This is a genomic window from Micromonospora sp. NPDC005163 (assembly GCF_053599835.1).
The window spans coordinates 176,987-189,102 of sequence record NZ_JBSFYP010000004.1; the positions used below are offsets into that span (position 1 = coordinate 176,987).

The 12,116-nt window shown below is 73.9% G+C and carries 12 protein-coding genes; 4 read left to right on the forward strand and 8 right to left on the reverse strand.

Annotated features, from left to right (window positions below; genetic code table 11):
• Nucleotides 1–48: 48 nt before the first annotated feature.
• The gene (locus ACWD6N_RS05690; protein ID WP_354963393.1) at nt 49–390 is read left to right on the forward strand and encodes a hypothetical protein; all 342 of its coding nucleotides are present in this window, start codon (nt 49–51) and stop codon (nt 388–390) included.
• Here the strand turns inward: ACWD6N_RS05690 and ACWD6N_RS05695 are convergent.
• The 7 genes from ACWD6N_RS05695 to ACWD6N_RS05725 form a co-directional block, all read right to left on the reverse strand.
• Nucleotides 377–1,861, reverse strand: a complete 1,485-nt coding sequence (locus tag ACWD6N_RS05695) for a serine/threonine-protein kinase (RefSeq protein WP_387324127.1) — start codon at nt 1,859–1,861, stop codon at nt 377–379. The genes ACWD6N_RS05690 and ACWD6N_RS05695 overlap by 14 nt on opposite strands.
• A gap of 30 nt (nt 1,862–1,891) precedes the next feature.
• A complete protein-coding gene (locus ACWD6N_RS05700) occupies nt 1,892–2,416 on the reverse strand; it encodes a hypothetical protein (protein ID WP_387324124.1) in 525 nt (174 codons plus the stop codon).
• 159 nt (nt 2,417–2,575) lie between these two features.
• On the reverse strand, nt 2,576–6,196 hold the full coding sequence (locus ACWD6N_RS05705) for an adenylate/guanylate cyclase domain-containing protein (protein ID WP_387324122.1): 3,621 nt from the start codon (nt 6,194–6,196) through the stop codon (nt 2,576–2,578).
• Nucleotides 6,193–7,029, reverse strand: a complete 837-nt coding sequence (locus ACWD6N_RS05710; protein ID WP_387324119.1) for an MBL fold metallo-hydrolase — start codon at nt 7,027–7,029, stop codon at nt 6,193–6,195. The genes ACWD6N_RS05705 and ACWD6N_RS05710 overlap by 4 nt, the downstream gene beginning before the upstream one ends.
• 120 nt (nt 7,030–7,149) lie before the next feature.
• Nucleotides 7,150–7,611: a RidA family protein gene (locus tag ACWD6N_RS05715; RefSeq protein ID WP_354963388.1), complete on the reverse strand. Its 462-nt coding sequence runs from the start codon at nt 7,609–7,611 to the stop codon at nt 7,150–7,152.
• On the reverse strand, nt 7,608–7,763 hold the full coding sequence (locus tag ACWD6N_RS05720) for a DUF4177 domain-containing protein (RefSeq protein WP_007466198.1): 156 nt from the start codon (nt 7,761–7,763) through the stop codon (nt 7,608–7,610). Before ACWD6N_RS05720 ends, ACWD6N_RS05715 begins: the two co-directional genes overlap by 4 nt.
• Nucleotides 7,764–7,807: 44 nt before the next feature.
• On the reverse strand, nt 7,808–8,290 hold the full coding sequence (locus ACWD6N_RS05725) for a hypothetical protein (protein ID WP_387324116.1): 483 nt from the start codon (nt 8,288–8,290) through the stop codon (nt 7,808–7,810).
• A gap of 357 nt (nt 8,291–8,647) precedes the next feature.
• Between ACWD6N_RS05725 and ACWD6N_RS05730 the strand changes: the two genes are divergently transcribed.
• The 3 genes from ACWD6N_RS05730 to ACWD6N_RS05740 are packed head-to-tail and all read left to right on the forward strand — an operon-like array spanning nt 8,648 to nt 11,541.
• A complete protein-coding gene (locus ACWD6N_RS05730) occupies nt 8,648–9,331 on the forward strand; it encodes an Rv0361 family membrane protein (RefSeq protein WP_354963386.1) in 684 nt (227 codons plus the stop codon).
• A 26-nt stretch (nt 9,332–9,357) separates the two neighbouring features.
• Complete coding sequence (locus tag ACWD6N_RS05735) at nt 9,358–10,335, forward strand: ArsA-related P-loop ATPase (RefSeq protein ID WP_387324113.1); 978 nt, start codon at nt 9,358–9,360, stop codon at nt 10,333–10,335.
• A 54-nt stretch (nt 10,336–10,389) separates the two neighbouring features.
• Complete coding sequence (locus ACWD6N_RS05740) at nt 10,390–11,541, forward strand: ArsA family ATPase (RefSeq protein WP_354963384.1); 1,152 nt, start codon at nt 10,390–10,392, stop codon at nt 11,539–11,541.
• Nucleotides 11,542–11,547: 6 nt separating this feature from the next.
• Here the strand turns inward: ACWD6N_RS05740 and ACWD6N_RS05745 are convergent, their stop codons facing one another.
• Entirely contained in the window at nt 11,548–11,868 is a 321-nt protein-coding gene (locus ACWD6N_RS05745; RefSeq protein WP_007466209.1) for a WhiB family transcriptional regulator, read from the reverse strand.
• Nucleotides 11,869–12,116 lie beyond the last annotated feature (248 nt).

The window sequence follows — 12,116 nt, forward strand, 5'->3', positions numbered from 1 at the left end:
GGACGGCTCTGTGGTTGACAGCGGGCCCTGTGACGACATGCTGGAGGGGTGAGTCGATTGTCCAGGTCCGATGCGCGGACGGTAGCGGTGGTCGCGGCGCTGGGAGCCCTTGCGGTGCTGGTCACGCTGGTCGTCTGGCGCCGCCAGGATCTTCTCGGCGTAGCCCTCGCGTTGCTCTGCGTCCTGCTGACCATGGTGGCCGGGGTGTCCGTGTCCGCCGCCCGCCAGGGCGACGACCCGGAGCCGGTGGACCGTCCGTTCGCCGCCGGGCCGCCGGAGTTGAGGCCGTACGGGATCGACGCGGATACGCTCGAAGCTCTGGACAGCCGGGACGCGTTGCGTGCGGTGCGTGACCGGCGGCGCGGGTTGGGCGGGCTCAGCGACCGGTGAGTGTGGGCGCGGTGAGCGCGTCGACGCCCCGCCCGGCCAGGCACCGGTAGGTCCGGTCGACGCTGCCGTCCACCGGCGGGAGCACCTCCAGGTGCCAGCCGACCGGGTCGCTGATCGCCGTGGTCAGTCGGAAGGTGGTCGTGCTGCACACCTGGCGCACCGGCTCGGCCGCGACCACGTCGTCGTATTCGGCGCCGACCAGGGACACCGGCAGGACGCCCTCGGCGTACGTCTCCCAGGTGTGCCGTCCGGTGCAGGGGACGCGGGCCGCCTCGGCGCGGGTGCCGCGGATCCGCACCGGGCCGAAGCACTCCAGCTCGGGCAGGCAGTGGGCGCCCTCGGGCAGAGCGGTCGGCGCGCCGGTGCCGGTCGTGCAGCCGGGCAGCGGCCCGGTCGCTGGCGCGGCGACCCGGCTGACCGAGGGGGACGGCTCGGGCGGTGGGCCGCTGCCGGCCATCCAGGCGCCGGCGCTGGCCGAGGCGGCGAGCGCGAGCGCCCCGGCACCGCCGAGGAACCAGCGCCGCCAGCGCCGACCGGCGGGGACCGTCGGGTGGACGTCCTCAACCGGGGGGCGCGGCGCCGGCTGGCCGGCGGCGTAGCCCGTTCCGCCGCTGACCGGGGCACCGCTGACCGGCGTCGACGGCGGGCCGAGCGGCAGGCTGGCGAGCAGCTCGTGCAGTTCGAGAGCGGAGGGCCGATCGGCGGGGTCGTTGGCCATGCCGGCGCGGAGTACGTCGATCAGCTCGTCCGGCACGCCGGGCAGGCGAGGAAGCGGCTGGTTGAACATCTCCAGCACGGTGACGAGGCTGGGGTTTCGCTCGGACTGCCAGCGTGGCGGCCGACCGTGCATCACCGCGTAGAGGGTGGCGCAGAGCGCGTACACGTCGACGGCCGGCGACGGTGGGCTGTGGTTGAACATCTCCGGCGGCGCGTACGCCGGGGTGAGCACCTCCAGGGTGACCGAGGCGTCGCGGTGCTCCGCGAGCACGGCCAGCCCGAAGTCGGCGAGCACCGCCGAGTTGAAGCCCGAGTAGAGGATGTTGGCCGGCTTGACGTCGCGGTGCAGCACCCCGGCCGCGTGCGAGTGGGCCAACGCGTCAGCGATCTTCAGGCCGAGGTCGCGGGCCTCGACCGGGCCGAGCGGCGAGGTGCGCATCCGTTCGGCGTACGAGCCGTCGCAGAGTTCCATGATCAGGTAGGGGTGCTGGTCGACGGTGACCCCGACGTCGAAGAGGTCGACCACGTGCGGGTGTGACGACATCCGCCCCGCCGCCCGCGCCTCGCGCAGGAAGCGGGCCTGGTCACGCTCGCTGTCCAGCGTGCGGTTCTCCACCTTGACGGCGACCTCGCGGCCCACCGAGATCTGGGTGGCCTGGTAGACGGTCGCGTAACCACCCCGGGCAAAGACCCGCAAGTCGGTCAGACCGGGCACATTCGGCACCGGCAAGCCGCCGGTCGGGGTGTCGGTCACTGCTCGAAAATACCCAACCCTGCCGGTGGCTCAGCGCACCGCGTCCGCCGGAGCGGCACCGGCCGCGCCGGGCCCCTCTCCGACATCGCCGGCCACGTCGGTGCCATCAGCCGTCGCAGCGGTGTGTTCCTCCGTCGCGCCAGCGCCGGCCGGCGCACTCCTACGGGCGTCCAGGCGCAGGCCGACGGCGGTGGCCAGCGCGCCAAGGCCCTCCCAGGCAGCCACCCCGAAGAACCGGTCCGGAGCGATCTCGGCCAGCACCGCGATGCTGAACACGGTGAACGTGACCAGCCGGAAGACCACCGTGAACCGGTAGAACGCCCGCCACTCGGTCACCGTGGCGAGCAGGTAGTAGACGCCCATGTTGAACGACGCCATCGAGGACGCCAGCAGGAAGGTGCCGGTGTGGTCACCGACGGCACGGCTGGCCGGCACGTCGAACCCGAGCATGCGCAGCAGCGCCTCCGGCCAGAGCAGCCCGAGCGCACCCATCAGCAGCGCCAGCACACCGAAGACCGCGATGGTCCAGCCCGCGACGGAACGCGGCAGCTTCATGGAGAGCCTCCCCAGGCACGGCGACGGTCACCACTGTGGACCCCGCACGGTGTTGACACGCTAGCCGCTCACCCCGACCACCACATCCCCGAAACCGTCAATAACCCACCCCACCACGCCAGCCCCCCGATCGGCGCGGGCCGCGGGGAGAGCGCCGGGTCAGGGGGTGGCGGTGAGGCGGGCGCGCAGGGCATCCGCCTCGGCGCGTTCGCTGCGCTGCTCGGTGGCGTACGCCAGGCGCACCGCCTCGTCCGCACAGGACAGGGCCTCAGCCGGGCGACCGCAGGCGGCCAGCGCCTCGGCCAGCACGCTGGCCGCGATCACCTGGCTGCGTACGTCCTCGGCCGGTGCAGTGACCGCCCGCCGTGCCCAGTCCAGCGCCTGGTCCCGCTGACCGTGGGCGAGCAGCGCCGACGCGTACCGGGCCATCGTCTGGCGGCGGGAGAAGAGCAGCGATGGCGCGTTCGCGGCGGCGGTGGCCACCGGGGCGAGCAGCCCGACCGCGGTCGCCGAGTCGCCAGCCGCCAGCCGGGCGGTCGCCAGCAGCACCCGGGGCGCGACCTGCGCCGGGGCCTGCGGGTTGTGCGGCTCCACAGCGGTCAGCACCGCGCGGGCGGCCTGCTCGGCGGTCTCGCAGTCACCCATGTCCAGCGCCACGAAGCCCCGCAGCGTGCCGGCCATCCCGGTGAGCAGCGGGTGCGAGGTCCGGTCGGCGTACGCCAGGGCGTCGGTGAGCAGGTCGGCCGCGTGTTCCGGCTCCCCCAGCCCGCGCGCCACCACGGCCCGGACCACCAGCGCGAACCCGCGCCCCCAGTCGTCGGAGGCAGCGGCGAACTCCCGGTAGGCGCGCCGGGCCTCCCGGTCCGCCTCGGCCAGGTCGCCCAGCTCGGCGGTGGCGAACGCCGCCACCGCCCGCAGGGTGCCCACCGCCCACGCCTCGCCGACCCGCTCGCCGAAGGGCAGGAAGACCCGCGCCAGCCGGCCCGCCTCGCGCAGCCGGCCCGCCAGCAGCCGGGCGAACGCCGCCGTGCCCCGCAGCCAGGCCCGCCCGTACGGATCCTTCAACTCGGCGAAGAGCCGTGCGGCCCGGCCGAGCACCGCGTCGGTGCCGGCGAAGTCGCCCCGGGTGGTGGTCACCCAGGCCAGGTTCTGCAACGACCAGGCCTGCCCGCGCCGGTCCTGTGCGCCGAGGCTCACCTGGTACGCGGCGGCCAACCGGCTGCTCGCCTGGCTCAGCCGCCCGGTCACGAAGTCGGCCATGCCGAGCCGCCGCATCGCCGAGGCGCGCAGGGTGGGCAGGCCGCCGTCCGTGGCCACCTGCAACGCCTCCTGCCAGGCGGCCACCGCCCGGCCCTGGTCGCCGAGGGTCTGCTGGGCCTGCCCGGCGAGCAGCAGGGCGCTGGCCCGAACTGCTTCGTCCCCCGCGTTCGCGGCGATCTTCTCGGCGTAGGCGAGCGCGTCGACGACCCGGCCGATCTGGAGCAGCGCCCGAGCGTGCACCACCCGGTCCGCCGCCGGCACCCCGTCGCGGGCCAGTTCGGTGGCGCGCTCGGCGTACTCCACGGCCAGCGCCGGCTCGCCGGCCGACAACGACCGGCGGGCGGCCCGGCCCAGCGCGGCGACCCCGAGCGGGGCCACGGCGCGGGCCGGCGCGTCCGGGCGCAGCTTCACCGCGTCCGCGAGCCTGGCGGCCCGCTCCACATGGGTGGCCACGAAGTCGTCCCGGGCCTCGTCGGTGAACCCGCCCGGCGTGCCGGCGGCGGCCTCGTCCCGCGGCGCAGCCCAGCGGGCCAGCGCGGCGTGCCGCTCGGCCAGCTCCGCCTTGCTCACCCCGGCGTACGCGGCTTCCCGCATCAGCGGAGTGGCGAACGCGTAGCCGAGGCGGGTGCGGTGCAGCATCCGGCGTTGCAGCAGTTCATCGACGGCCCGGTCGAGTTCCACCGCGGCCACGGCCGAGGGCCGGCCATCGCGGCCGCCGTGCTGCTCACGCAGCGCCTCCAACGCACCGGTGGGCACCGCGTCACCGATGACCGCGGCGTCGCGCAGCACCGAGCGGGCGTCCGGTGGCAGCGCGTCGATCCGGGCGGCGAGCACCGCGGCGAGGTCCCGGGAGAGCAGCCGGCTGCCCAGCGAGCCGGGCACCAGCCGCCAGCCGGCCGTCGAGCCCTGGTCCCGCTCGCCGGACCCGGCGCGGACACCGCGGGCCGGCTCCACCGTGGTCAGCGCCCCGCGCTCGATCAGCAGGGTGACCAGCTCGGCCAGGTAGAACGGGTTGCCCTGGGCGGTGGCGAGCAGCCGGTCCGTGTCGGCCGGCGGCAGCTTGCCACCACCGAGGTAGCTGGTGAGCAGCCGGGCCGCGTCGGCACCGCGCAGCGGCGGCAGGGAGTGCACCTCGGCGTCCGCGACCCGGGTCAGCGCGCCGGCGGTACGGACCAGCTCGGGGCGGCCGAGCAGCAGCACCAGCACCGGGCCGGTGAGCCGGGACAGGGTCAGCCCGAGGGCGCGGATCGTCTCGGCGGTGGCGTCGTGCAGGTCGTCCACCACGATCACCAGCGGCGCCTCGGCGGCGAGCCCGCTGAGCAGGTCGGCGACCGCGTTCGGCACCGCCTCGGCGTCGGCCGCCGGCGCGCCCGCGCCCCACTCGCCGTTGTCGGTGCCGCCGTGCGCGGGAAGTTCGGCGTAGCCAAGCAACGCGAGCAGCTGGTCGGTGGCGATCGGTGCGGTCTCTCCACCGGCGCGGGCGAGCCGCTGGCTGAGCCGGCGAAACCGTTCCTCGACCGCCGGCCGGGTCAGCGCGGTGGCCGCGTCACCGGGCAGGCCGACCGCGGCGCGGACCAGATCGGCCAGCGGCGCGAGCCGGCGCCGCTCACCGAAGGCGGCGCAGCGCACCGAGAGCACCCGGGCGCCGGTGTGCGCGGCGTACCGGCCGGCGCCGACGTCGTATCCGGCGGCGAGCCGTTCCACCTCGGCGGCGAAGCGGGACTTGCCGATGCCCGCCTCGGCGGTCATCAGCAGCACCCGCGGGTCACCCTGGTCGATCACCTCGGCGAGCCGGCCGGCGACCCGACCGATCTCGGTCTCCCGGCCCACGTAGGGCGCCTCGTCGCCGAGCCCCGACCGGGTGCCCGGCGCGTCCAGCAGACCCAGCAGCTCGTACGCCTCGACCGGTTCGCGCTTGCCCTTGAGCCGCAGCGGGCGCAGGGCACGCCATGAGGCCACGTGCCGGGTGGCGGCGGAGGTCCTTCCACCGGCGTAGACCGCGCCGACCGCTGCGGCGTCAGCCAGCCGGGCGGCGGTGTTCACCGTGTCCCCGATGACCGTGTACTCGATGGCGGCCTGGATGCCCGCGATGACGTCGCCGGTGTTCAGCCCGACCCGCAGCCCGAGCGGCGCGCCGCCGCCCCGCTCGTCGTCGAGCACCCGGCGGACAGCCCGCTGCATCGAAAGGGCGGCCCGGACGGCACGTTCCGCGTCGTCCTCGTGCGCCACCGGAGCACCGAAGACTGCCATGATCCCGTCACCGGTCAGCTTGTCGACGTGCCCGCCGAAGGTCTTCACCGCGCCGGCGAGGGCGGCGAGCACCCGGTCGGTGACCGCCCCGACGCGTTCCGGGTCGAGGTCCTCCGACCAGGAGGTGAATTCGGAGAGGTCGCCGAAGAGCACGGTGACCACCCGGCGCTCGGCCGCCGGCAACGTCGCGGCGGCCGGCAGCGCCGCCCCGCAGTTGTGGCAGAACCGCGCGCCGGGGACGGCGACGGTTCCGCACACGGGGCAGGTCACGTCTGCTCCAACCCACTGACCCGGGGCTCGGATTCCCCGGTGCCGACCCCCAGGTACTCAAGCTGGGCGCGGACCGACCACTCGGCGGCCCACCAGAGGGAGCGGTCCACGTCCGCGTAGACCGCGGCGACCACCTCAGCGGGGGTGTGGGCGCCCGCGGCGACGGCCGCCCGGACCTGGTCGAGACGGGCCCGGCGGTGGGCGAGGTAGAACTCGGCGGCGGCGGCGCAGTCGGCCAGCGCCGGGCCGTGCCCGGGCAGCGCCGGGACCCCGCGGTACGCGGAGAGCAGCTCCAGGCTGGTCAGGTAGTCGCCGAGGTGCCCGTCGGGTTGCGCCACCACGGTGGTGCCCCGGCCGAGGATGGTGTCACCGGTGAGCACCACCCGCTCGTCGCCGCACTCGACCAGGAAGCAGACCGAGTCGCCGGTGTGCCCCGGGGTGTCCAGCAGGCGAATCTCCAGGCCGAAGCCGTCCAAGTGCTCGCCCGAATCGGTCAACGGCGCACCACCGATGGTGTGCGCCGCGTCGACGGCGAGGACGTGCACGCCGCCGAGGAGCTCACTCAGGCGGGCGGAACCCTCGGTGTGGTCGGGATGGCCGTGGGTGATCAGGATCAGCCCGATCGGGCCGTGTTCGGCGATCCGGGCCAGGTGCCCCTCGTCCGCCGGCCCCGGGTCGACCACGACGCCGTACTCCGCCGTCGGGGCGCGCAGCACCCAGGTGTTGGTGCCGTCGAGGGTCATCGGACCCGGGTTCGGCGCACGCAGCAGCGTCACCCAGCTCGGCAGCTCGTCGGCGAGCGCCGCCGCCGGCGCCGTCACGTGCCCGCTCATGGCTGCGATCGTACGACCCCGCGCGCCACACCCCGCGATCTTGCACCTGCGGTCCCTGATTCGTCCCCGTTCGGGGCTTTCATCGGCCAGGAAGCGCACGACCGCGGGGCCGGCGACGCGTCAGGCGACCTCGAGGATCAGCTCGACCTCCACCGGCGCGTCCAGGGGAAGCTCGGCCACCCCGACGGCGCTGCGGGCGTGGCGGCCGGCCTCACCGAAGACGGTGCCCAGCAGGTCGGAGGCGCCGTTGATCACCGCGGGCTGGCCGGTGAAGCCGGGCGCGGAGGCCACGAACCCGGTCAGCTTGACCACCTTGACCACGTTCTCCAGACCGACCAGCGAGTCGACCGCAGCCAGCGCGTTGAGCGCGCACCGCTGGGCCAGATCCTTCGCCTGCTCGCCGGAGATACCGGCGCCGACCTTGCCGGTGGCCAGCAGCTTGCCCTCGGCCATCGGCAGCTGCCCGGAGACGTACACGTGCTGGCCGGACTGCACGGCCGGTACGTAGCTGGCCACCGGCGGCACCACCTCGGGCAGTTCGAGACCCAGCTCGGCGAGCTTCGCGTGCGGACCGTTGCTCATGCCTTGGGCCGCTTCAGGTACGCGACCAGCTGGTCCGGGTTCGGCCCGGGGACCACGGCGACGAGTTCCCACCCGTCCTCGCCCCAGTTGTCGAGGATCTGCTTGGTCGCATGGACCAGCAGCGGGACCGTGGAGTATTCCCACTTCTGCATCGCTGGAGGGCTCCCTCTCGGTGCGGACGTATTCGAGGCACAGCCTACGGTCCGCTGGCGGGGCGAGGTGCGGGACGCTGCTCCGGCGCGGCCGGCAGCTCACCGCAGGGCCCCTCGTGCTCGTACCCCTGGGGGCAGCGGGAGCGGTCGGGCAGCAGCAGGTCGCAGAAGACCCGATGCCGGTTGTTCTGGTCGTCGGCGTTGGAAACGGTGGTCTCACCGGCGTCCAGCTCCGGCAGGAAACCCAGGGACACCGCGACCCGACCGGCCAGCGCGGTCGCCGCCGCCAGGTCGGGCACCCGGATCGGCAGGTGGATGACGAAGCCCGGCTCCTCGTCGTCCCGGCCCCGCTCGGCGGGGCGACCCGACGCGAGGACCACCTCCGTCGGCTCCGGCACCCGGCGGTACGACCGCTCGTTGACCGGCAGGCTGCCGACCGGCCCGTCAGCTTCGCCCCGGGACCCGGACCGGCGCAGCCGGTCGTTGGTTGGGAACTGGGTGCGAGGGATGTTGTCCACGTCGCGCATGCACTGCCTCCGGTCGTACCTGTCGGATCACGCCTCCGATCGGACCATCCATCCGTCCCGGCCCCCGCACCCGGGATCGAAGGTAAGGTCCGTGGCCGCAGTCCCGCCAACAGGACGCGCACGGCCGGTAACCCCTAGTCACATATGCGACACATCGCAGGTGGGAGGCCCTACGGGGCACCGCGTCGGAGATCCCGTCGGCCGGATCCGTCGCCCGCCCGGCCCGGCAGGGGCGACACCGGTTCGATGATTGACCGCTACCCTTCCGGTCGGACGGTCGCGCAGCGCCGGCCACCCGCTCGATCACGCTCGGCGCCAGGGGTGGCGGCGGGCGCCCGCACCCCCCGGGGGAAAGACATGACCCAACCGCCCAGCGGCGACCAGGCCGGGCCGCCCGCACTCCCGCAGGCCCACCGGGATCCCGCCGGTCCGGCTGTTCCCGACCAGCCGGCCCCCGCGGCGCAGCCCGGGCCGCTCGCCCTGCCTGCCCCGCCCGAGGGTCCCGGCGGCTCGGCACCGGCATCGGGTGCCCAGGACCCGTCGGCGATCCCGTCACCCCCGCCCGGCTACCCCCCGTACCAGGGCGCCGCCGAACCCAAGAAGAAGCGCGGCCTGCTGATCGCGGCGATCGCGCTCGTCGTGATCATGGTGCTCTGCGTGGGCGGCGGCGTGGTGGCGTTCCTGACCCTGCGCAACGCCGAGACCGGCGAGGGCGCCAAGGAACCCGCGGTCGCCGTCGACGAGTTTCTCACCGCGGTCTACAAGGACCGCGACGCGACCAAGGCGGCCAGCCGCGTCTGCGCGGCCGCCCGGGACGACGAGAAGATCGCCGCGAAGGTCGCAGAGGTGCAGAAGTACGCCGCCGAGTACAAGAACCCCCGCTTCCGGTGGACCAGCCCGAAGGTGGACAACCAGACCGGGGCACGGGCGACCGTCTCCACCCGGGTCACCATGACCACCTCCGACGAGAAGGTGGCCGACCAGGACCTGCGCTTCACGGTGGTGCAGAAGTCGGGTTGGTGGGTCTGCGAGGTCGCGTGACCGGCAGGCCTGGATAGGCTCGACGGGTGCGTGCAGCTGAGCGGCCGACCGACCCGGCCGGTACCGGATGGTCGGCCCGTCTCCACGTGGTGACCGGCAAGGGCGGCACCGGCAAGACCAGCGTGGCGGCGGCGCTGGCCCTGGCGCTGGCCGCCGGCGGCCGGCGCACCCTGCTGGTGGAGGTCGAGGGGCGGCAGGGCATCGCCCAGCTCTTCGGCATCGACCCGCTGCCGTACGAGGAGCGGCACCTCGCTGACGCCCCGGGCGGCGGTGAGGTGCGCGCGCTGGCCGTGGACGCCGAGGAGGCGTTGCTCGAATACCTCGACATGTTCTACAAGTTGGGTGCCGCCGGCCGGGCGCTGCGCAAGCTCGGCGCCATCGACTTCGCCACCACCATCGCCCCGGGCCTGCGTGACGTGCTGCTCACCGGTAAGGCGAAGGAGGCCACCACCCGCACGTCCGGGCAGCGGCGCGTGTACGACGCGGTGGTGCTGGACGGCCCGCCGACCGGGCGGATCGGCCGGTTCCTCAACGTCACGGCCGAGACGGCCCGGCTGGCCAAGGTGGGCCCGATCAAGACTCAGAGCGAGGGGGTCGCGGCACTGCTGCGGTCCCCGATAACCGCGGTGCACGTGGTCACGCTGCTGGAGGAGATGCCGGTGCAGGAGACGGTGGACGCCATCGCCGACCTGACCTCGCTCGGCTTCGGGATCGGGCGGGTGATCGTCAACGGCACGCGGCCACCGGTGCCCTCCGGTCGGGCGGTCACCGCGGCCGAGCTGAAGCGTGGGCTGGTCGCCGCCGGGCTGCCGGCCGACCGGGAAACCGTCGCCGGCCTGCACGACGAGGCGCGTGACCAGCTCATCCGGCGCGAGTTGGAGGATTCACTGCGGGCCGAGCTGGTGGAGCTGGGGCTGCCGATGACCGAGCTGCCGTTGCTGGCCGACGGGGTGGACCGGGCGGGGCTCGCGACGCTGGCTCAGGCCCTCCTCCGGGCGGATTGACTCACACCTGAGGTCGGCACGGGCGCACGGACCCACCCGGCCCGATACGCTCGATTGGTGCCTTCCGAAGACGCGGCGCCGCAGCTGGACGTCGACAAGATCCTCGCCGACCCGGGCGTGCGGATCGTCGTGTGTTGCGGTGCCGGCGGGGTGGGAAAGACGACCACGGCCGCCGCGCTGGCGCTGCGGGCCGCCGAGCACCACGGCCGCCGCACGGTGGTGCTCACCATCGACCCGGCCCGCCGGTTGGCCCAGTCGCTGGGCCTGACCGAGCTGGACAACACGCCCCGGCAGGTCAAGGGGATCGACGTCGAGGCCAGCGGCGGCGAGCTGCACGCCATGATGCTGGACATGAAACGCACCTTCGACGACGTGGTGCTGCAGCACACCGATCCGGCGAAGGCGGCGGAGATCTTCGCCAACCCCTTCTACCAGGCGATGAGCTCGACCTTCGCCGGCACGCAGGAATACATGGCGATGGAGAAGCTCGGCCAGTTGCACGCCCGGGGCGAGTGGGACCTGATCGTCGTGGACACCCCGCCGTCCCGCTCGGCGCTCGACTTCCTGGACGCGCCGGCCCGGCTCTCCCGCTTCCTCGACGGCCGCATGCTGCGACTGCTGCTGGCACCGGCCCGCAGCGGTGGGCGGAGCATGTTCAGCCTGGTCACCGCCTCGTTCGGGATGTTCTCGAAGGTGGTGCAGAAGGTGCTCGGCGCGCAGCTGCTCACCGACCTGTCCGGCTTCGTGGCCGGGCTGGATTCGATGTTCGGCGGTTTCCGGCAGCGGGCCGAGCAGACGTACCGCATCCTCCAGGCACGGGAGACGGCCTTCGTGCTGGTCGCGGCGCCGGAGCCGGACGCTGTCCGGGAGGCCGCCTACTTCGCCGGCCGACTGCGGGAGGAGAACATGCCGCTGGCCGGTCTGGTGCTCAACCGGGTGCACCGGCCTGCGGTTCCGGAGCTGGACGCCGAGCGGAGCCGGGCCGCCGCGGAGCGGCTGGCCGAGCTGGGTGGGCACGAGGCCACCGCCGACGTGCTGCGGGCGCACGCCGCGCTGGCCCGCCAAGCGGTACGCGAGCAGCAGGTGGCCGCGCGGTTCACCGAGGCGTTCCCGGCGGTGCCCGCGGTGTCGGTGACGGCGCAACCCGCCGACGTGCACGACGTCGACGGGCTGCGGACGATCGGCGCGGCGATCAGCCGGCCGTGACCGGCGTCAGGTGGCCGCGCTGACGAGAATCTTGTCCTTGCCGGCCTTGTCCTTGCTGTTCTTCTTCATCGCGGCCTCGAACATCTTGCGCCAGCTCGTCACCTGCGGGTGACGACGCAGCAGCGCTCGGCGTTCGCGTTCGGTCATGCCACCCCACACACCGAACTCGATCCGGTTGTCCAGCGCGTCGGCCAGGCACTCGTACCGAACTGGGCAGCTCCGGCAGATCCGCTTCGCCACGTTCTGTTCGGCGCCCTGTACGAACAACGCGTCCGGGTCCCCGTTCTGACACGCCGCCAGCGACGGCCAGTCAGTGATCATGCCCATGTGTACACGTCCCCCCTTGCAGTACCTACCGACCTCGTTGCACGTCAGCCGGCAATTCCCCCCGATCGCCCGGCTCGCCTTCCCCAAGGCGGCGCGAACGACATGTGGCGCTGTCGCCGCCCCCCATCATGCTCTGTAGTCGACTGATTACGCAACGTTGTCGGCGAAATCCATCATTCCGGACACTCCCGGCTTCCCGGGCGCTCGACCGCCGGTTACCCCGTCGAGGTCGGCGAAAACGCTGCGCC